Origin of the sequence: Williamsia sp. MIQD14 (assembly GCF_051025635.1) — a bacterium.
GTDB lineage: Bacteria > Actinomycetota > Actinomycetes > Mycobacteriales > Mycobacteriaceae > Williamsia_A.
Map to the genome: position 1 here is coordinate 1,528,824 of NZ_JBPFDG010000001.1, position 19,704 is coordinate 1,548,527.

General features: G+C 69.5%; 19 protein-coding genes and 3 tRNA genes. 9 read left to right on the forward strand and 13 right to left on the reverse strand.

Going from position 1 to position 19,704, the window contains the following annotated elements; genetic code table 11:
• Positions 1-38: 38 nt before the first annotated feature.
• A complete protein-coding gene (locus tag ACQ7HM_RS06810; RefSeq protein WP_434215647.1) occupies positions 39-1,016 on the reverse strand; it encodes an NAD(P)H-quinone oxidoreductase in 978 nt (325 codons plus the stop codon).
• A gap of 200 nt (positions 1,017-1,216) precedes the next feature.
• Here ACQ7HM_RS06810 and ACQ7HM_RS06815 point away from each other — a divergent pair, with 200 nt between their 5' ends.
• On the forward strand, positions 1,217-1,789 hold the full coding sequence (locus ACQ7HM_RS06815; protein ID WP_434215449.1) for a MarR family winged helix-turn-helix transcriptional regulator: 573 nt from the start codon (positions 1,217-1,219) through the stop codon (positions 1,787-1,789).
• 108 nt (positions 1,790-1,897) lie between these two features.
• Positions 1,898-1,987 (forward strand) — tRNA-Ser (locus ACQ7HM_RS06820).
• Here the strand turns inward: ACQ7HM_RS06820 and ACQ7HM_RS06825 are convergent.
• From ACQ7HM_RS06825 to ACQ7HM_RS06845, 5 genes are all read right to left on the reverse strand, one after another.
• Positions 1,966-2,880, reverse strand: a complete 915-nt coding sequence (locus ACQ7HM_RS06825; protein WP_434215450.1) for a glycosyltransferase — start codon at positions 2,878-2,880, stop codon at positions 1,966-1,968. The genes ACQ7HM_RS06820 and ACQ7HM_RS06825 overlap by 22 nt on opposite strands.
• Before the next feature lie 61 nt (positions 2,881-2,941).
• On the reverse strand, positions 2,942-3,655 hold the full coding sequence (locus ACQ7HM_RS06830; RefSeq protein WP_434215451.1) for a lysostaphin resistance A-like protein: 714 nt from the start codon (positions 3,653-3,655) through the stop codon (positions 2,942-2,944).
• 4 nt (positions 3,656-3,659) lie between these two features.
• The gene (locus ACQ7HM_RS06835; protein WP_434215452.1) at positions 3,660-4,820 is read right to left on the reverse strand and encodes an NAD(P)H-binding protein; all 1,161 of its coding nucleotides are present in this window, start codon (positions 4,818-4,820) and stop codon (positions 3,660-3,662) included.
• Positions 4,821-4,904: 84 nt separating this feature from the next.
• Complete coding sequence (locus ACQ7HM_RS06840; protein WP_434215453.1) at positions 4,905-5,954, reverse strand: magnesium transporter CorA family protein; 1,050 nt, start codon at positions 5,952-5,954, stop codon at positions 4,905-4,907.
• Between the two features lie 12 nt (positions 5,955-5,966).
• Complete coding sequence (locus tag ACQ7HM_RS06845; protein WP_434215454.1) at positions 5,967-7,061, reverse strand: D-alanine--D-alanine ligase family protein; 1,095 nt, start codon at positions 7,059-7,061, stop codon at positions 5,967-5,969.
• 103 nt (positions 7,062-7,164) lie between these two features.
• Here ACQ7HM_RS06845 and ACQ7HM_RS06850 point away from each other — a divergent pair, with 103 nt between their 5' ends.
• The 3 genes from ACQ7HM_RS06850 (at position 7,165) to ACQ7HM_RS06860 (ending at position 10,879) form a co-directional block, all read left to right on the forward strand.
• Positions 7,165-8,496, forward strand: a complete 1,332-nt coding sequence (locus tag ACQ7HM_RS06850) for a UDP-N-acetylmuramoyl-tripeptide--D-alanyl-D-alanine ligase (protein ID WP_434215455.1) — start codon at positions 7,165-7,167, stop codon at positions 8,494-8,496.
• Positions 8,497-8,570: 74 nt separating this feature from the next.
• Positions 8,571-9,647, forward strand: a complete 1,077-nt coding sequence (locus ACQ7HM_RS06855) for an acyltransferase family protein (protein ID WP_434215648.1) — start codon at positions 8,571-8,573, stop codon at positions 9,645-9,647.
• Positions 9,644-10,879, forward strand: coding sequence for a hypothetical protein (locus tag ACQ7HM_RS06860; protein WP_434215456.1), 1,236 nt, complete (start codon positions 9,644-9,646; stop codon positions 10,877-10,879). Before ACQ7HM_RS06855 ends, ACQ7HM_RS06860 begins: the two co-directional genes overlap by 4 nt.
• Before the next feature lie 13 nt (positions 10,880-10,892).
• On the opposite strand, the gene ACQ7HM_RS06865 is transcribed toward ACQ7HM_RS06860, so the two are convergent.
• The gene (locus ACQ7HM_RS06865; protein WP_434215457.1) at positions 10,893-12,287 is read right to left on the reverse strand and encodes an alpha/beta hydrolase-fold protein; all 1,395 of its coding nucleotides are present in this window, start codon (positions 12,285-12,287) and stop codon (positions 10,893-10,895) included.
• Positions 12,288-12,393: 106 nt separating this feature from the next.
• Positions 12,394-12,912, reverse strand: coding sequence for an acyl-CoA thioesterase (locus ACQ7HM_RS06870; RefSeq protein ID WP_434215458.1), 519 nt, complete (start codon positions 12,910-12,912; stop codon positions 12,394-12,396).
• A gap of 81 nt (positions 12,913-12,993) precedes the next feature.
• On the opposite strand from ACQ7HM_RS06870, the gene ACQ7HM_RS06875 reads away from it, so the two are divergent.
• Positions 12,994-14,016: an alpha/beta hydrolase gene (locus ACQ7HM_RS06875; RefSeq protein ID WP_434215459.1), complete on the forward strand. Its 1,023-nt coding sequence runs from the start codon at positions 12,994-12,996 to the stop codon at positions 14,014-14,016.
• A 16-nt stretch (positions 14,017-14,032) separates the two neighbouring features.
• On the opposite strand, the gene ACQ7HM_RS06880 is transcribed toward ACQ7HM_RS06875, so the two are convergent.
• Entirely contained in the window at positions 14,033-14,524 is a 492-nt protein-coding gene (locus ACQ7HM_RS06880) for a MarR family winged helix-turn-helix transcriptional regulator (RefSeq protein ID WP_434215460.1), read from the reverse strand.
• Between the two features lie 116 nt (positions 14,525-14,640).
• Here ACQ7HM_RS06880 and ACQ7HM_RS06885 point away from each other — a divergent pair, with 116 nt between their 5' ends.
• A complete protein-coding gene (locus ACQ7HM_RS06885) occupies positions 14,641-15,591 on the forward strand; it encodes an NADP-dependent oxidoreductase (RefSeq protein WP_434215461.1) in 951 nt (316 codons plus the stop codon).
• On the opposite strand, the gene ACQ7HM_RS06890 is transcribed toward ACQ7HM_RS06885, so the two are convergent.
• The gene (locus ACQ7HM_RS06890) at positions 15,584-15,796 is read right to left on the reverse strand and encodes a hypothetical protein (RefSeq protein WP_434215462.1); all 213 of its coding nucleotides are present in this window, start codon (positions 15,794-15,796) and stop codon (positions 15,584-15,586) included. The genes ACQ7HM_RS06885 and ACQ7HM_RS06890 overlap by 8 nt on opposite strands.
• Positions 15,797-15,854: 58 nt before the next feature.
• Positions 15,855-16,937: a histidinol-phosphate transaminase gene (hisC, locus tag ACQ7HM_RS06895; RefSeq protein WP_434215463.1), complete on the reverse strand. Its 1,083-nt coding sequence runs from the start codon at positions 16,935-16,937 to the stop codon at positions 15,855-15,857.
• Positions 16,938-17,038: 101 nt separating this feature from the next.
• Between hisC and ACQ7HM_RS06900 the strand changes: the two genes are divergently transcribed.
• Together ACQ7HM_RS06900 and ACQ7HM_RS06905 are read left to right on the forward strand one after the other, a co-directional pair.
• Positions 17,039-17,130, forward strand: a tRNA-Ser gene (locus tag ACQ7HM_RS06900).
• A gap of 46 nt (positions 17,131-17,176) precedes the next feature.
• Positions 17,177-17,249, forward strand: a tRNA-Arg gene (locus ACQ7HM_RS06905).
• Positions 17,250-17,385: 136 nt separating this feature from the next.
• Here ACQ7HM_RS06905 and ACQ7HM_RS06910 read toward each other — a convergent pair.
• The gene (locus ACQ7HM_RS06910) at positions 17,386-18,318 is read right to left on the reverse strand and encodes an aldo/keto reductase (RefSeq protein WP_434215464.1); all 933 of its coding nucleotides are present in this window, start codon (positions 18,316-18,318) and stop codon (positions 17,386-17,388) included.
• 64 nt (positions 18,319-18,382) lie between these two features.
• Positions 18,383-19,615 (reverse strand): hypothetical protein, encoded by a 1,233-nt coding sequence (locus ACQ7HM_RS06915; RefSeq protein WP_434215465.1) that lies wholly within the window; start codon positions 19,613-19,615, stop codon positions 18,383-18,385.
• Positions 19,616-19,704 lie beyond the last annotated feature (89 nt).

Below are 19,704 nucleotides of genomic sequence, written 5' to 3' on the forward strand. Positions count from 1 at the left end.
GCTCCTCACCCCGCCGACCGTGCATTGGTCCCCGCCGGTCAGATCGTGAGCAGCACCTTGCCGATGGCGTCGCCGCCGTCGAGGTGTCGGTGCGCGGCGTCGGCCTCGTCGAGGGGGAACGTGCGGTCGATGATCGGACGGATCGAACCGTCGGCGACCCTCGGCCACGTGGTCTCACGCACGCCGCGCATCACCGCGATCTTGCCTGTCGGGCCCTCGACCGGACGCCCGCGCAGGTTCGTCGCGGCGACCGTGGCGCGTTTGGTGAGCATCGCGCCCAGGTTCAGTTCCGCGGTCGCGCCGCCCTGCAGACCGATGATGACGAGTCGGCCGCTGTCGGCGAGGGCGGAGACGTTCTGCTGCAGGTACTTCGCGCCCATGATGTCGAGGATGACGTCCGCGCCGCCGAGGTTCGACACGACCTCCACGAAGTCGTCGTCGCGATAGTTGATCAAGGTGGTGGCGCCGAGGTCGGCGCAGAAGTCGAGCTTGCGCTGCGACCCCGCGGTCACCGCGACCCGGGCGCCGTGTGCGCGGGCGAATTGGATCGCGTGGGTGCCGATGCCGCTCGCACCGCCCTGGATGAGCAGCAGGTCGTCGGCGGCGAGACCGGCGGTCATCGACAGGTTCGACCACACCGTGGCCGCCACCTCGGGCAGCGCTGCGGCCGAGACGAGATCGACAGACCCGGGGACCGGGAGCACCTGACCGGCCGGCACCGCGACGAACTCGGCGTACCCGCCGCCGGCGAGCAGGGCACACACCTCGTCGCCGACGGCGAGATCGGTCACGCCCTCGCCGAGTTCGGCGATCGTGCCCGACACCTCGAGGCCGAGGATCTCGCTGGCGCCCGGCGGCGGTGGATACAGGCCCTGGCGTTGCATGAGGTCGGCCCGGTTCACCCCGGCGGCGGCGACCGCGATGAGGACCTCACCGGGCCCGGCGGAGGGTTTCGGGGCTTCGGAGGGTTCGAGGACGGCGTCGGATCCGTCGCCGCGGACGGCGATCGTGCGCATGGAGGTCACCCCGTCATCTCTACCCCGTGCCACGGGCGCGCACACGTGGGCCCGCGTCAGACGGTCCGGCACGTGCCGCGACACAGAGTTAGCCGTGCAAAGTAGAGCGTTCGTCCGACTGTTTTCCGGCCCGGTGAGTCGTATCGTTCGATGACGTCGCGAACTGTTTTGTCGCGCGACACCGTCGACTCGGGGGTCACATGTTCAGCATCGGTCAGCAGACGGACGCGGCCCCGAACGGGGTCGACTCCGACGCCTGGTCGGGCACACCTGTCTCCTCGAACCTGCACTCGGTCGCCGACGACCGTTCCGACGATGCGCCGTCCGATGCCGAGTCGATGTCGCCGGAGGAGCAGCGTGCCTGGCGAGCCTTCGTCGACGGCACGCACGCGCTGCTCGTCACCCTCGACAAGGCGCTGGTCTGCGACGCCGACCTCGCGCTGGGTGAGTTCCTGCTGTTGACGGCGCTGTCGGAGAGCGACGCCATGCGCATGTCGGACCTGTCGAGCAGCGGTCTCGGGTCGCGCAGCACCATCTCGCGGCAGGTGTCGCGGCTGGTCGGCATCGGCGACATCGCCCGGCTGCCCGATTCCACCGACGCCCGCAACCGCCTGGTCAGCATCACCGATCGCGGCCGCGAGCACCTGCGCACCGCCGAGGTCGATCACTCCCGTCGTGTGCGCAAACATCTGCTCGCCCACATCAGCTCCGAGCAGCTCGACGAGCTCGGCGGCATCTTCACCCGCGTGCGCGACGGTCTCGATCCCGAGTAGCCCTTCCCGGTCGACGCGTCGGTGACCCCTCACAGTCGTCGATCGAGGGTGCCCGGCGCATCACCCTCGACGAGTCCGATGTGGGGCTGACGTACCCTTCTCGGCGAAGGAAGTGTGGCAGAGCGGCCGAATGCACTCGCCTTGAAAGCGAGCGTCAGTTAACCCTGACCGGGGGTTCAAATCCCTCCACTTCCGCCATGCGCGGACCATCGGGCACGTCGTGTCATCGACGAGCCACGCACCGCCGACGCGGCGTCGGCGACGGCGGCCCGCAGGATCGCCGACTCGAAGTTCGCCTGGACGATGCCCGCCCCGATCCGGGCGCGCAGCGACGCCCGCGACGACGGCTTCCCGATGGCCGTCCCCAGGGTGCGCAGGGGCAGGAACATCGCGGTGTCGAGGAGCAGCAGCGGGACCCGGTCGGCCCGGAGTCGGTATTTCGAGGTGCCGTACCGGCGGTACTGCCCCTGCAACGCACGGAACGTCGCGCGGGGACGCCAGCGGACGCGCGTGCGCGGGTCGACCACGAACCGGGCGCCCAGCGCCGTCGCGCGGAAGCACAGCCCGGCGTCGGCGCCGCCCCGGATCTCCTCGAATCCGCCTGCTCGCCAGAACAGTTCGCGCCCGATGCCGAGGTTGCAGGCGGGGTAGAAGCCGACGCGGGCGTAGGTGCGGGCGCTGAACGGGTTGAGGTGGCGCGCGACGGCACCGGCGATGTCGGATGTCTGCTCGACCTCGATGTCGGAGTAGGAGATGACCGGGCGGTCGACGTCGCGTAGCGCCTCGCGGTGCGATTCGAGCCAGCCGTCGAGCGCACGACACCGGGTGTCGAAGAAGACGAGCGCGCTGGTCGTGGCGAGCGCGGCACCGAGGTTGCGCGCGCCGTAGGGGCCGGGGGCATGGGAGTTGAGCAGCAGCCGGACTCCGAGACGGGCGCAGATCTCGGCGGTGGTGTCGCACGAGCGGTCGTCGATGACGACGATGTCGTCTCCGGGACGCAGTTGTGGCAGAACCGATGTCAGGCAGTCCTCGATGAGGGCCTCGGCGTCCTTGGCCGCCACGATCACCGAGAGGGTGGTGTCATCGGACACCGATGCATTCATACGGACGCAGTTTACGACCGAATGAACGGGTCTGCCGGGTACGCCGGATTCAGACCCCGAACATCGGTGGCAACGCCAGAAGGATCACCGCGGTCCACGCGACGTGGGTGAGCATGGGCGCGAGGATGCCGTCGGTCGCGCGGCGTTCGATGGCGGCGACGAGTCCCAGCAGGATCGCGGCGAACCCGAGCATCGGGTTGCCGCTGGCCAGGGTGACCACGATGTAGATCAGGGTCGAGAAGATGACCGGGTAATGCCGCCCCAGCGCCGAGTACAGCGCGCCGCGGAAGAACATCTCCTCGGCGATGCCGTTGACCATGGCGATGACCACGACGACGGTCAGATTGCCCTTCGTGGCGTGCTCGAAGACGTTGGCGATGAGGTCGTGGATCGGCGGGATGAGACGGACCACGAGTCCACCCAGCACGAAGAACAGGCCGAGCCCGAGTCCGACGCCGAGTCCGGTCAGCACCGGACGTCGTCGATGACCCCGCCAGGTGATGCGACCGAGGTGCAGTGGCCGCGACAACGCCGCGCCGACGACCCAGGTGGTGGCCAGGGCGAGGGTGTAGACGTAGAAGATCGACGCGCCGGGTTCGGTCGAGAGCGACAACGCCAGGAACACGCTGCCGATCAGCAGGAACACCACGACCACGATCCGTCGCCGGCGGATCACCTTCGGATCCTCGCCGGGGTGACTCGGCTCGCGGTGCAGCACCGCTTCGCGCAACTCGTCCCAACCCTGAGTGACCATCGTCGTCATCGTGTCACCGTCCCGCGCGCGGTGCGATCTTGTTGAAGGACGACAGCGCGAAGTCGACACCGGTACGGACCGCGCCGGCCGCCGTGCCGTTGGCCAGGACGAGCCCTGCACCGAGACGCTCCACGTGGTTCCAGCCGCCCGGGGTGAACAGGCTCGAGGCGACCCGGCGCACCCGCAGGAGATCGCCGCCGGCCCACACGGGGTCGGAGTCGGCGAGGTGGTGGATGTCGGTGAGCTGGTTGACGGGCAACGCCGGTCCGCTGTCCAGCGACCGCGACACCGCCTCCTGCACCGTGAGCAGCCCGCCCGGCGGGTCGGGGACGAGCGACCGGATCCGGTCCTCGGAGGCGTACATCGGGTAGTCGAGCGACGCCACGAGGTCGGCGGTCAGACCACTCGGCACGGGTACCAGCGAACTGCTGACGACCGACGCCAGTCCGGTGCCGAAACCCCGCAGCGGCAACGGGATACGGCGGCGGTGCGCCGCGTCCAGGTAGGCGAACAGCAGCTCGCGGTAGCTGGACTTGTTGGCGCCGGCGACGTCGTAGTCGCCGACGGGCAGGGTGTCGGGGTCGGCTGCGGCGACGAGGTAATAGCAGATGTCGCGCACCGAGATCGGGTCCATCTTGTTGTCGGCCCACGCCGGCAGCGGGATGACGGGCAGGCGGTCGGCGAGGTAGCGGACGAGCTCGAACGAGGTCGACCCGGCGCCCACCACGACCGCTGCGCGCAGCCACACCAACTCGGGGCCACCGTCGACGCGCAGGTGATCGGCGACCTCGGCCCTGCTCTCGAGGTGCTCGGAGAGTTTCTCGCCGTCGGGCACGAAACCGCCGAGGTAGACGATGCGCGAGACGCCTGCGTCGCGGGCGGCCTCGGCGACGTTGCGCGCCGAGGCGTTGTCGGTGCTGCGGAATCCGGACTGGCCGATCGCATGGACGAGGTAGTAGACGACGTCGACGTGACCGATGGCGCCGAAGGCGGTGGCCGCGGCGGTGCGGTCGGTCGCGTCGAGGGCGACCGGCAGCACGTCGTCGTACCAGCCGAACGCGGCGAGACCGTCGGGCTTGCGGGACGCGGCCACCACCTCGTGCCCTGCGGAGAGCAGTTCGGTGATCAGTCGTGACCCCACGTAGCCGGTTGCACCGGTGACCAGTACTCGCATACCCCCACGGTACGGACCGGTACGCCCGGGTTCAGTGTGAGATACCGCTCCGCTGCGGGCGGAATGTCCGCTGTGACGTGCGGATCAGAGCCAGTCGCGACGCTTGAACAACACGTAGAGGACCACCATCGCGGTCAGCAACAGCACGACGCTCGTGACGAACCCGGCGGTGTGGTCGAACCCGGGGAACGGCACGTTCTGGCCGTAGAAACCGGTGATGGCGGTCGGCACGGCGATGATCGCCGCCCAGCCGGTGAGCTTCTTCATCACCGTGTTGAGCCGCGCGTCCTGCAGCGACAGGTTCGTCTCGAACACGGTGGTCACCATGTCGCGCAACGACTCGGTCCACTCCGTCGCGCGCAGCACGTGGTCGTAGAGATCGGTGAACTCCGGGTCGAGGCGGTCCGAGGAGCCGAGGGCGTCGCGTCGGCGCTGGATCAGCGACACCACCTCGCGCATCGGCAGCACCACCCGGCGCAGCGCCACCAGGTTCTTGCGCAGCAGGTAGGTGCGGCGCTGCAGCGACCGCGACCCCGTCGAGTCGTCGAACAACATGCTCTCGAGGTCCTCGATCGCGTCGTCGAGTTCCTGCACGGCCTCGAAGTGTCCGTCGACGACGACGTCGAGCAACCCGTGCAGCAGTGACCCGACCCCGCGCTCGAGTCCGCCGATCTCGTTCCACCGCGCCACCACGTCGTCCATGTCGAACACCGATGACCTGTCGTCGCTCGCGTCGACACCTGCCGTGAGGCGGACAGTGATGAGCGCGTTGCCGACGAGGAACAGCGAGATCCGCTGCAGTTTCAGGGCGTTCTCTGCGAACTCGACGTCGAGCCCGGACTCCGGCGTGGCGGCCGCGCGGTCGAACGCCACCGCGTAGACGGTGATGAACGTGTGGTGCGCGTACCCCGTCGCCTTCACCCGTTCCGACGCCGCCAACGCGTCCTCCACCGCCCAACGGTTGAGGTCGAGTTCGCCGGCGAGCTTGCTCAGCGTCTCGTGGGAGGGGTCGACCAGGTCGGCCCAGACCATGGTGGAGGGGTCGTCGATGCAGTCCGACACCTTCTCCAGCTCGAAACCGTCGACGGGCTTCCCGTCGCGCCAGATCTGTCCGCGTACCTTGTTGTCCTCCACGGCGTCCCGCGCCTAGTGCGAGGTCGAGAAGCTCGACCGGCGGCGGTGGCGGGACAGCGCCAGGTCGACCAGTCGGTCGATGAGGTCGCGGTAGGGGAGGTCGGTGGCCTCCCACATCTTGGGGTACATCGACGACGGCGTGAAGCCGGGGATGGTGTTGACCTCGTTGAGGAGCCAGCCGCGCCCGTCCTCCTCGTAGAAGAAATCGGCCCGCGCCATGCCCGAGCAGCGCATCGCGGTGAACGCCGAGACCGCGAGCTCGCGCACCTGCGCGATCTCGTCGTCGGTCAGCTTCGCCGGGATCTGCAGTCCCGCAGTGCCGTTGAGGTACTTGTCGGCGTAGTCGTAGAATTCCGCCCCGGGCAGCACCTCGCCGGGGAGCGACGCCTCGGGTGCCTCGTTGCCCAGCACCGCGACCTCGATCTCACGACCGGTGACCGCCTCCTCGAGGACGATCACCTCGTCGTAGGTCAGGGCCAGGTCGATGGCGGCGGTGAGTTCGGCGGCGTCGTGCGCCTTCGAGATGCCCACCGAGGAACCGAGATTGGCGGGTTTGACGAACAGCGGCACGCCCAGCTCGGCGATCGCGCGGGCCTCGAGCTCGGCCCGGTCGCCGATGCCGTCGCGATATTCCAGCCACCGGCACTGCGGGATCCCCGCCTGCGCCGTGACGACCTTGGCCATCGCCTTGTCCATGCACACCGCCGACGAGAGCACCCCGCTGCCGACATAGGGGACGCCGGCGAGCTCCAACATGCCCTGCACGGTGCCGTCCTCGCCGTGCGGTCCGTGCAGCAGCGGCAGCACGACCACCGGCAGGTCACCCTCGCTCACGGCGGCCAGCGGTTGCAGCGCGGTGCCGACGGGCTCGAGGCTCGCCGGCAGCGCCCGCTGCTCGGCCATGGCGGTGATGGCGGCGTCGTTGCGGGTCCAGACCCCCTCGCGGGTGATCCCGACGGGAACGATGTCGAAGCGGTCGCGATCGGCGGCGGCGAGGACGTGCGCGGCGGTGACACACGACACGTCGTGTTCGGCCGAGACTCCGCCGAACAGGACCACCAGGCGGTGGCGATCAGGCGATCCGCCGGTGGTGGCGGGGGTCAACATGCCCTCACCATACGGTTGCGTCCCGTCGGTCGCGAGAGACGTGCCCGTCCCCCGCCACACGGGTTCGGCAGGGGAGACGGCTACCGCGGAGTAGTTTCGATGCGTGCAATTCACAGCAACGGAGGTGGCCGCGGCGACCGGTGGTCGGCTGATCGGCCCCGACACGACGGTGTCGGGCGCCGGTATCGACTCGCGCACCATCACTGCCGGGCAGCTGTTCGTGCCCATCGTCGCCGCACGTGACGGCCACGAGTTCATCCCCACCGCGGTGGCGTCGGGTGCGAGCGCGACCCTGGCGTCGGCGCCGGTCACCGACCCGGGCGTGACCGTTGTCGAGGTCGACGACACCGCGACGGCGCTCGCTCGCCTCGGCACGGCGGCCCGCGCCCGCATCACCGGCCCCGTCATCGGCGTCACCGGTTCGGTCGGCAAGACCTCGACGAAGGACCTGCTGGCCCGGGTCCTGTCCACCGGTTTCCGGACCGCGGCCAACGAGCGCTCCTTCAACAACGAACTCGGCCTGCCGCTGACCCTGTTCAACGCCCCCGACGACACCGAGGCCGTCGTGGTGGAGATGGGTGCGCGCGGTGTCGGGCACATCGCCACGCTGTGCGACATCGCCCACCCGACGATCGGTGTCGTGACCCGTGTCGACGGTGTGCACCTCGAACTGTTCGGCGACATCGCCTCGATCGTCCAGGCCAAGGGGGAGCTCATCGCGTCGCTGCCCGACGACGGTCTCGCCGTGCTCAACGCCGATCAGGCGGAGGTGGTGTCGATGGCGGCGCGCACCTCGGCGCGCGTCATCGCCTACGGGTCGGCGCCCACCGCCGACGTCCGCGCCACCGACATCCGCATCGACGCCGAGCTGCGGCCCACCTTCGTGCTCCACACGCCGTGGGGGTCGATCGAGGTGTCCATGCAGGCGCGCGGCCGCCACCAGGTCCACAACGCCCTCGCCGCGGCGTCGGTCGCCGGCGGCATCGGGCTGGGTGTCGACCGCATCGCCGAGGGCCTGTCGGGGGCCGCGATCTCCGGTCTGCGAATGGAACTGTCGCGCACCGACTCCGGCGTGCTGGTTCTCAACGACTCCTACAACGCGAACCCGACGTCGATGAAGGCGGCCCTGGAGGCACTTGTCGGTCTCGAGGGCAATCGCAAGCTCGCCGTGCTGGGGGTCATGGGCGAGATCGGAGCGACCGCACGCGCCGAACACCTGGCCATCAGCGACCGGGCCGCCGAGCTCGGCATCGACGTGATCGCCGTCGACGCACCGGATTACGGACCGCGCGCGACCCACGTCGCCGACATCGACGACGCCGTGCTGGCCCTCGGAGACCTCGGCGACGGCGACGCGGTCCTGGTGAAGGGGAGCCGGGTCGCCGCGCTCGAACGGGTGGCGCAGGCACTGCTCACGACCACGGGCGCGCACTGAGCGAGACGGCGACTGCCGCACCCGCACTGCGCGTCTCGGCGTCGCTGACCGGCATACGCGGTGTCGCGGCGCTCCTGGTGTGCGCGTCGCATGCGGCCTTCTGGACCGGCCACTACACCGACGACCTGCCGGGGCGGGTCCTCGCGCGACTGGAGATCGGTGTGCCGATCTTCTTCACGCTCTCGGGGTTCCTGCTGTTCCGCCCGTGGGTCTCGGGTCTCGCCGACGGCACGGGGTCACCGTCGCTGCGGCGCTACGCCGGGCACCGGGTGCGCCGGATCCTGCCCGCCTACTGGGTCACGGTGCTGGTGGTCTACGCCGTCTACGCGTGGTTCCGCACCGACGACTCCGACCTCGGCCACGGCGTCGGCGGTCTGCTCCGCAACCTCACCCTCACCCAGATCTACGGTTTCGGGCATCTCCACACCGCGCTGACGCAGATGTGGAGTCTCGCCGTGGAGGTCGTGTTCTACCTCGCGCTGCCCGCCATCGGCTGGGTCGTCACCGCGGCCGTCTGCCGACGTCGATGGCGGCCGGACCTGGTGCTCATCAGTCTGGTGGCGCTGTTGGCGATCTCGCCGCTGTGGGCGCTGGCCACGCACAGCGGTTCGGGCATCGACCCGACCGCGCGGCTGTGGCCGCCGGCGTTCCTCAGCTGGTTCGTCGGCGGGATGATCCTGGCCGTCGCGGTGCAGGTGTCGGTGCGGGCCAACACGACGCTGCTCGTGCTGATCGCCGTCCTGCTCTTCCAGCTCAGCTGCGCCGGGTTCGCCGGCGAACCGACCATCACCCCGACGACGATGTCGGCCACCGTCATCAAGCTGATGCTCTATCTGGGGGCGTCGATGTGTCTCGTCGGCGCGCTGGTCCTCGGCCCGCCGGGTTCGTGGTTCGACCGGTTGCTGTCGCGGCCGATGATCGTCTGGCTCGGTGAGATCTCCTACGAGTTCTTCCTCACCCACCTCCTCGTGCTGGAGATCGTGATGGACGTCCTCGACTACCGCACCTTCACCGGGTCGACCGTCGGCGTGTTCGTGGTGACGACGGTCATCACCGCCCCGATCGCGTGGGCACTGCACCGCGTGACGTCGGTCATCTGGCGTCGTCCGAGCGGTCGGTGGCGCGTCCGATCCGTACCATCGTCTGTGTGACCAGCCCCGATCGCTCCACCCCGGACCGGCCCGAGGTCGCCGTTATCGACGCCGCCGCGATCCGCCGGTGGTCCGAGCGCTCGATCATCCCTGGCGCGCATCCCGAACTGTCCGACGAGGCGGCCGTCATCATCGCGTCGGGCCACCTGACCGAACCCGCCCGGGCGATCATGATCCGGCGCATGTCCTCCGGGCTGCCGATCCCCACGGCGCACGCCGTGCTCGGTGGCGACCGCGGCGGCTTCGGCGAGCTGCGCCGGATGCACCGCACCGTCAACGCCATCGAGGCCCAGCTCGACAACCCGATGATCCCGGGTATGGTCGCGCCGGTGCTGCGGAGCCGTCGCAACACCTTCGTCCGCCGGCTCGACGACGCCCGCAAGTCGCTGGTGAACGGCAAGGGCATCTTCTCGACCAGCATCCGCGGGATCCGGCGTGAACGTCGCGAGGGTGTGCACCTCGAACTCGCCGATCGTGAGCGGTTGTTCCTCGGTCTCACCTACACCCCGACACCCAACGTCGATTCCGGCGGGTACGTGCGTCGCGCCGGTACCGCGGCGATCGATCGCGTCGCCGGGATGGTCGGATCCGCCGCCGCCAAAGCGGGACTCGAGCGCGGCCACCGGTGGGTCGCCGAGCTCGTCGGCGACACCGACACCTTCACCACGTCCGACGACGCCCGCTTCGTCGACGGGTACGAGACGATCCTGTTCGCCGCGGGGTCGTTCTACGACCGGGTGATGCGCTGCCCGGCATGGCATTCTGAACACTTCGAGATCCAACGCACCGCGGTCGACCTCCACGCGGAACTCGCCGACATCGCCGCCGACGTGATCGCACTGCGCACCATCCGCATCGATCTCGACGCGAGCCGTCGCGCCGCAGGGTTCGACGCCGACTTCACCTCCCACATCGAGGGACGCGAGGGCGCGCTGCGGCCGGTGTGGGGTGAACTCGTCGAGCGCGTCGCCGCGCTGGCGTCGGTGGCCGAGGTGGTCGAATCGGCGGCGGTGGAACTGCGGGTGCTGGCCGAGTTCGCGCACACCGCCACCATCGACGACCGCATCGACCGTCTCGTCGCCCGCTCCGGTGATCGCGAGATATCCGCCGACAACACCAAGCGGCTCACCGAGCAGGTCCGCTCCGGCGAGGAGCAGCTGCGCATCTATCGGGATGTGCTGCAGGGCAACATCCTTCGACTGTCCTCGACCGAGGGGCCCAAGCCCCGCTGATCCACCCGGCGCGTCAGGCGCCCGCGACACCGATCTGGTGGGACAGCCACGGCAACGTGTTCTCCAGTGCACCCGAGGCGAACTGCCACGAATGTCGGCCGGGTCGGCTGTCGATGGTGCAGGCGATGTCGACCGCGCGGTTGTCGGCGCACAGCGCGACCGCGGCCTGCGACTGGTCGTTCGTCCCGCCGTCGCCGCGACCGCCGAGTCCGGCGCCCGCACCGCTGCCCTGCCATCCGCCGGGAGGGTGTTTCCCGCCCCCGTGGAACGCGTGACCGTTGCCGCGCCACTGCGACATCCCCTTCTGATCGGCCTCCTCGTAGCGCGCCGAGACCCCCACGTACGGTCCGTGACGCTTCATCACGGTGGCCGGGTCGAACGAGGCTGCCGCCGAGGCGTTTCCGCCGAAGAGTCGCTGGACGCTCTGGGTCGCCGTACCCGCCACGGGGGCGGCGTCGCCTGCGATGTCGACGTAGCTCGAGAACAGATCGGGGTGCATCACGGTGAGATCGACCGAGCAGGTCCCACCCATCGACCATCCGACGATGCCCCACTGCGCCGCTGCCGACGCGGTATGGAACCGGGAGATGACGGCGGGGCGGACCTCGTCGGTGAGGTGGGTCGCGACGTTGCCGCGGGGACCGTTGACGCACTCGGTGTCGTTGTTGAACGATCCGCCGGCGTCGACGAACGCGAGCACGGGCGCCTCACCGCCGTGCTGCGCGGCGTAGGCGTCGGCGATCGAGATGGCGTTGCCGGTGCGGATCCAGTCCGACGGGGTGTTGAACTCACCGGCGATCATCATCACCACGGGCAGTGTCGGCGGGGTGGCGCCGCGGAACCACGCGGGCGGGAGATAGACGTACTCGGTGCGATGCGCGAAGTGGCTGATCGAGTCGGTCGTCGTCATCGGGACGACCGCACCCTTCGTGCGTGTGGTGTCGCGCAGCGACGGCAGCGTCGATGCCGACACCTGATCGGGGAGCGGTCCGGCGGTGATCGCACCCCAGGCGGCCGACAGCGTCGGGTAGTAGCCCACCCACTGGTTGAGGATGACCGAGGTGGTCGCGACGGTGAGCAGCATCGCCACCACCGTCACGCCGCGCCGCCACCACCGCGCGGTCGTGAAGCCGAGGACGAGAACGGCAATTGCACCGATGCTCAGGCCCACCCAGACCCACAGCTGCCAGGGGGCGGGGTCGGTTGCCAGTCCCTCGGAGTCGAAGTAGAGGTGGACCCCCCACGCTCCGGCGACGGCCATCACGACGGCGATCGGGAACCAGACGAGGCGCCATCGGCGGGTCCGCCACCCGACGGCGGCGAGGAGGGCGACAACGGCGACGATCTGCAACGTGAGCGGGAACCACCCGTCGAGCAGGGAGACACCCTGGTGTGGCGACACAGGCACGACACCGATTGTGCCCGCGTAATCGGTTGTGGGACTGTGAGTCTCCTGGGAACCGAAAGCGGACGGAACGGCGGAAACGGGCGAAGCGACGTGCGTGGAGGGCGCTTCAGCCGGAGCGCGACCACGCCGCGAGGTGCCCCTTCTCCTCGGACGTGAGGCGTCGCAGGGTGTGCTTCTCGATGTCGACTACGGCCATCTGCGTCGTTGCGGTGGCGGCCGGCGCGGATCCGGCGGGATCGCCGCCCGCACGGATCTCGTAACCGATCACGAAGTCGACCGACCGGTGCCCGTCGATCCACATGCCGATGCGCACCGGGCCGTCACGGTGTGTGAGGCGACGCCGGAACCGGATGCCGACGGTCACGATCATCGCGCTGGTGATGAGCGGCCGGTACTGCGCGCCGACGCTGAGCAGCCACGCCACCCGCGCCTCCTCCATGAGGGTGACCAGTCGGGCGTCGTTGATCGCGCCCGTGCTGTCGGCGTCGGACCACCGGACCGCGACGGTGGCCTCGAAGGCGAACGCGTCGGGTTCGAGCACGCCGGCCGCCTCTCGTTGCGTGGTGGTGGCCCAATCGTGACCGACCCGAAGTATGCCGATCCACGATAGATCGCTCTTGCGCATCGGATCGCTCGGTACTCTCGCTGTAGTGAAGTGCGGCTCGAGGTCGCGTGGGGGAGGTGTTCGGCCGTGAGGGGTTCTCAGATGTCACGACGTGGTGCGGGTGTGCGTGCGCGGGGATTGCTCCGTGCAGCCGTCCCGATCCTCGTCGCGGCCGGGGTCGTCGCCGGGTCCGGAGCGCTCGTCGCGCCGGTCGCGTCGGCCGCCCCCGCCCCGAAGGCCGCGACGCTCGACACCGTCACCAAGGTCACGCCCCGCCACCTCGACCTCACCATCGACTCCCCGGCGATGCGCGGCAAGGTCAGCGTCTCGGTCCTGCTGCCCCGCGACACCTCGGCGTCGCGCTCGACGGTCTACATGCTCGACGGTGCCGGCGCGACCGGCGCGGTCAGCGACTGGATCACCAAGGGCGACGCGGTGAAGTTCTTCGAGGACAAGAACGTCAACGTCGTGCTCCCGTCGGGCGGCAAGGGCTCGTTCTACACAGACTGGGACCGCAAGGACCCCGTGGTCGGCCAGCCGATGTGGGAGACGTTCCTGACCGAGGAACTGCCCCCGCTGATCGACCGGTACTACAACGGCAACGGCCGCAACGCGATCGTGGGTCTGTCGATGGGCGGCCAGGCCGCGCTCGCGCTCACCTTCCGGCATCCGAAGCTCTACACGGGTGCGGCGTCGCTGAGCGGGTGCCCGCCGGTCAGCGGTCTGCTCAACGAGGCCTACGTCCGTGCGACGGTCGCGCGCGACGGCGGCGACGCCACCAACATGTGGGGCCCGATCCAGGGACCGAACTGGGCCGCGCACGATCCCAGCCTGCACCTGGACAAGCTGCGGGGGAAGAACCTCTACATCTCGGCCGGGTCGGGGGCCATCGGGCCGCTCGATTTCACCGCGCCGTTGGATCCGGGGATGTCGCGTCAGCAGCAGTTGTTCGCGGCGTCGGGCCTCGAGAGCGGCGCCTACCGGTGCTCGCTGGAGTTCGCGGTCACGCTGCGTGCCAACAACGTCCCGGCCACCGAGAGCTTCCCGCTGATCGGCACCCATTCGTGGGCCTACTGGTCGCGTGACCTGCCCGAACTGTGGCCCACCATCGCCCGGGGGCTGTAGCCCGGAGCATGTCCGGTCAGCGCCGGCGCGCGGCCGATCGTGGCGGTGCGGCACGCATGTGTTCCCGTACCGGTGACAGCAGACCGGCCAGCGCTTCGGGGTCGCCCTCCGACATCGGGCCGAAGAGCTGCCCGCGGACGACCGCGGTGTGCCCGGGTAGTACCGCGGCCAGCCGCTCCCGGCCGCTGTCGGTGATGGAGACCGTCACACCGCGTTCGTCGTCGGTCGAGGGGGCACGGGTCACGAGGCCCGCCTTGTCCAGCAGTCCCGCCTGGTAGGTCAACCCGCTGCGGCTGTAGACGACGCCGTCGGCGAGATCGGTCATCCGCTCGCTGCCCGTCGGTGAGTTCAACCCCAGACGTGCCAGCAGCTGGAACTGCACGTAACTGAGGTCGCCCGCCTCGCGGAGCTGCTGCTCCACCGCGTGCCGGAGCAGCCCGGCCACATCCATCAGCGCGAAGTACGCCTCGAGCTGGATGCCGTCGAGGGGTGCGGGGTGGTCGGTCATGGTCCGAGCCTACGACCTGCTTCGCATTCGAAACACTTGCTTCGAATTCGCAGCAGAGCTATGGTGGCGATGTACTTCGAATTCGGAGTACATAGCCACCACGAGAGGCCGAGACCATGAAGGCACTGCGATTCCACGAGTACGGAACACCCGACGTCCTGCGGTACGAGGACGTCGCCCTGCCGGAGCCCGCCGCGGGTGAGGTACGGATCCGCGTCGCCGCGACGTCGTTCAACAGCGTCGACGGGACCATCCGCGCGGGCGCCATGCAGGGGCCCATCCCGGTCGAGCTCCCGCACGTTCCGGGGGTCGATGTCGCCGGCGTGGTCGACGCCCTCGGGGAGGGCGTGGAACGGTTCGCCGCCGGTGACCGCGTGATCGGCTTCCTGCCGTTCGCCCCCGACGGAGCATCGGCGCAGTACGTCGTCGCCCGGGTCGAGGGCCTCGCGCTTGCGCCGACATCCATCCCGCTCACCGACGCCGCGGCGTTGCCGGCGGTGGGCCTCACGGCGTGGCAGGCGTTGTTCGAGCACGCCGAACTGCAGGCAGGACAACGCATCCTCGTCAACGGCGCAGGAGGTGCGGTCGGCGGCTACGCGGTGCAGCTGGCCGCGGCCGCGGGCGCGCACGTCATCGCCACCGCAGGTCCGTCGAGCCGTGCGCGCGTCGCGGCCGCCGGCGCCCACGAGATCGTCGACCACACCTCGACCGATCTCCTCGACGCGGTGACCGAGCCGGTCGACGTGCTGTTCAACCTGGCATCCATCGATCCCGAGCGTTTCGACGTGCTCGCCGGCCTCGTCGGTGACGGCGGTGTCGTGGTCAACGCGACCGTGTGGATGCCGGCGCCGACCGATCCCGCCCGGGGTGTCCGCGGCGTCGACATGTACGTGCGCAGCGATGCCGACCAGCTCGCCGAACTCGTGTCTCGGGTCGACCGCAGGGAGCTGACCGTCGATGTCGCAGAACGTGTCTCGCTCACGGACTTGGCGGACGTCCACACCCGCTCGGCGCAGGGCGCGATCTCCGGCAAGATCGTCGTGATCGTCGACGACTCGCTCAGGTGAGGGTGCGGCGCCGCGTGACCACCAGGTGGACGGCCACCCCGATGATGGGCAGCAACCAGATCGCGGCGAGCCGGCGCCCTCGTGATCGCGGTGCGGGCTCGCGGGTCACGAGGTCGACCGTGACGACGACGGCCATGGCGATCCAGGCGAGCGTCACCGCCGCGAGCGCCAGCCAGCCGGCGACCTCGAGGTAGTGCGGGAACATGTCGCAGCCACGGGTCCGGGCACACTCGGCGAATCCGAGGCCTCGCGTCCCCGGTGCGTCAGCGATGCCCGCTCATCCCGTGCTCGCGGGCCCAGGTCTCGGCGAACGTGAGGAAGGTGTCGGTCTCGGCGGATTCGGTGACCGTCACCCGCACACCGTCGCCGGCGAAGGGGCGGATCACGACGCCGTTCTCGATGCTCGCGGCGGCGAAGTCGAGGGCGTCCTCGCCGAGGTCGATCCACACGAAGTTGGCCTGCGAATCGGCGACGCGGTAGCCCAGTTCACGGAGTCGGACGGTCACGCGGTCGCGTTCGGCGACCACCGCCTCGGTCCGGGCGAGCAGCTCGTCGTCGGCGGCCAGGCAGGCGACGGCCGCGGCCTGCGCCAGGGTGTTGACGCTGAACGGCACGTGCACGCGACGGAGGCCGTCGATCACCGTGGGGTCGGCGATGGCGTAGCCGACGCGCAGGCCCGCGAGCCCGTACGCCTTCGAGAACGTCCGCAGCACGACCAGATTCGGGTATCGGCGGTGCAGCTCGATCGCGTCGTAGCTCTGCGCCTCCGACGGCCGCACGTACTCGATGTAGGCCTCGTCGAGCGCGACGACGATCTCCGGCGGCACGCGGTCGAGGAAGTCGACGAGGTCGTCGGCGGTCACGACGGTGCCGGTCGGGTTGTTGGGATTGCAGACGAAGATCAGACGGGTGCGGTCGGTGATCGCCTCGGCCATCGCCGCCAGGTCGTAGCTGTGGTCGCCGGTGAGCGGGATCTGGACCGGTGTCGCGCCGGCCACCCGGGTCGCGAGTGGGTAGGTCTCGAACGACCGCCAACCGAACAGCACCTCGTCGCCGGGTGTCGTGGTGATGGTGATCAGGTTCTGACACAGGCTGACCGAGCCGCAGCCGGTCTGGATGTTGTCGGGCGTCACACCGAGCTTCTTGGCCAGCGTCTCGGTCAGCTCGACCATGCCGTTGTCGGGGTAGCGGTTGAGCGAGGTGGCGGCGTCGGCGATCGCCGCGGCGACGCTGGGCAGCGGCCCGAAGGTGACCTCGTTGCTGGCGAGCTTCACCGATCCGGGGAACGTCTTGCCCGGCACGTAGGCGGGCACGGTGGCCAGATCGGGACGGATTCGTGGTGTCACGTGCTCAAATCTAGGCGGCATATCGCCACGTCACCAACCGGTTTGCTCCGCAAGTCAACCCGTGTGTAACCTTTGCGTTCGGCAGTTCGCAAGGACTCGCTGGAGGCGTGCCAGAGCGGCCGAATGGGATTCACTGCTAATGAATTGTCCCGCTAAAACGGGACCGGAGGTTCAAATCCTCTCGCCTCCGCCACGGCATCGGTCCCTCGCGGGGTCGGACCGCCACAACTGAAAAGCACGCGCCCGTAGCTCAACGGATAGAGCACTTGACTACGGATCAAGAGGTTAGGGGTTCGAATCCCTTCGGGCGCACTCCCACGATGAACCCGCCGACGCACTCGCGTCGGCGGGTTCGTTCGTTCTCGGGGCTCTGTCGACGCCTGCGCGCGCCCACCGTTCGCCCGCGCGCCGTGGTGGCCGTGTGTGTGAACGGGCGGCGCGCACTCGGTCAGGGCAGCGTGTGTCCGGCCGCGCGGAGGAGGCGGTACCACTGCTCGCGGGTGAGGGTGATGTCCGCGCCCGCCGCGGCCTCACGCACCCGAGACGGCGTGGTCGTGCCGAGCACCACCTGGATGTTCGCCGGATGTCGCGTGATCCAGGCCGTTGCGATGCCCGTCGGTGCCACGCCGTACTCGGCCGCGAGGTCGTCGAGGACGTCGTTGACTTCGGCGTAGTTCTCGCGGTCGCCGACGAACACACCGCGCCCGTCGACACCGGACTGGAACGGCGACCACGCCTGCAGCGTGATGCCGTGGACGCGCGCGTGGTCGAGCAGCCCGTTGTCGCGGCTCACCGACTGATCGAGGCCGCCGACGTTGGCAGCGACGCCGGCGGCGATGAGGGGCGCATGGGTGACGCTCAGCTGCACCTGATTCACCACCAGAGGTTGTGTCACCGCCGTCTGCAGGAGCGCGATCTGGCCGGGTGTGTGGTTGGAGACGCCGAACGCGCGGACCTTGCCCGCCGACTGCAGGGCATCGAAGGCGGCGGCGACCTCGTCGGGTTCCACGAGGGTGTCGGGACGATGCAGGAGCAACAGATCGAGATGATCGGTGCGCAGGGCGTCGAGGGACTCGTCGACAGTGTCGAGGATGTGCCGCGTCGAGAAGTCGTAGAACCCGTCGCGGATACCCACCTTGCTCTGCAGCAGCATCCGTTCGCGCTGCGCGGCCGTGAACGACACCGCCGTCCCGAACCTGCGTTCGCAGGCATGGCGTTCGCTGCCGTAGATGTCGGCGTGGTCGAACACGGTGACGCCTGCGTCGAGCGCCGTCTCCACGAGGGTGCGGATCTGTTCGTCGTCGAGGGATTCGATGCGCATCAGGCCCAGCACGATGCTCGACGCGGGCTCGGGAACGGTGGCGATGTCGAGGTACTTCATGTCCCCACTATCGGCTGCCGCACCGGGCGGGGCGAAGGGTGGGGTGCGAGCCGGTGATCGCCGCTCACCGACTCAGGTAGACCCCCCAGCCCGACGGCGCGATCGGCGTCGAACACAGACGGGCCGCGGTCTCACGACAGTTGGTCAGACCTCTCAGGTCGGCAGGGTCGGGATGCGCGGACAGGTAGAGCGAGGCCACGACGCCCAGCACCCCGAGGACCAGGCACACGACGGCGACACCGCGACCGGCTCGGCTGCCCGATCGGCTCGCCGCGGCGACGAGCAGGACGATCACGATGGCCACGGGTGTCACCAGATGACGTTGACCGGCGAGCGCGCCGGACACGAAGATCGCGCCGTAGGCGTAGCTCGCCGCGCCGGTCAGCGCCAGGAGCGAGAACCACGGTGCCACGGCATCGCGGCGCAGCACGACCACGGTCACGGCGAACGCCGCGACGATCCACGCCGTGGCGACCACCGTGGGGAGCAGTGGTCCGCCATCGGGATGGAACAGGCTGCTGAACCCGAAAAGCCAACCACCGGCAACCCGTTCGATCACCGCACGTACGGCCACCTCCACGGAACCACCACCGGGGGTCGTCCGCGACGACGACGCGTAGATGATCGTCTGCATCACCGCTCCCGCGATGGCCACCGCAGCGACGACCGCGGACTGGGCCGACCGACCCACCCGCCACCACCGGTAGATCAGCACCGGGAGCAACAGCACGACGACAGGACCGCTCGTCGCCAACAGTGCGACGACGACGACCTCGGCCGCCCTCCCCCCGCGCGATGTCGGGTCGTCGCACATCGCGATGAGGAACAGACCCACACCGCCCACGAAGATGAGGTTGGCTATGTTGCCGTACACCTCGCTGAGGACCGGCGATACGCACAGGAGGGTGAACGCGACCGCTCTTGCCCGGGGAGTCGGGAGGAGCCACGCGAGGCGGGGTGACAGGACGATCGAGAAGAGTCCGAGTGCCACGACCACCGCGGTGACCGCGTACAGCAGTGGCGCCAGCGTGAAGGGGACGGGCGAAAACACCAGGGCGGTGAGCCTGGGGATGACGTGGAGATAGCCCGCGTAGGGGATGGTCAGGGCGTCGAGGCCGCCGCGGCTGATCTGCTCGGAGAAGAACTGTGCCCCGTCCTCTGCCCAGAACGCCGGATGGACGACGCGGTCGATGCCGCGGCCCACGAACAGGACGACACCGGCCGCGACGACTATCCGGGCGAGGCGATCGCCTGTCCCGACGCCACGGGTACGTGTCTTCGTGTCGATCGCGTGCATGGACCGACGTCTACCCGAACAGATGTACCGGCGCCGGTCTTCGGGACCAGATTCATGCGATCAGAGGGTGCCCCACTGAGGCAGTCACG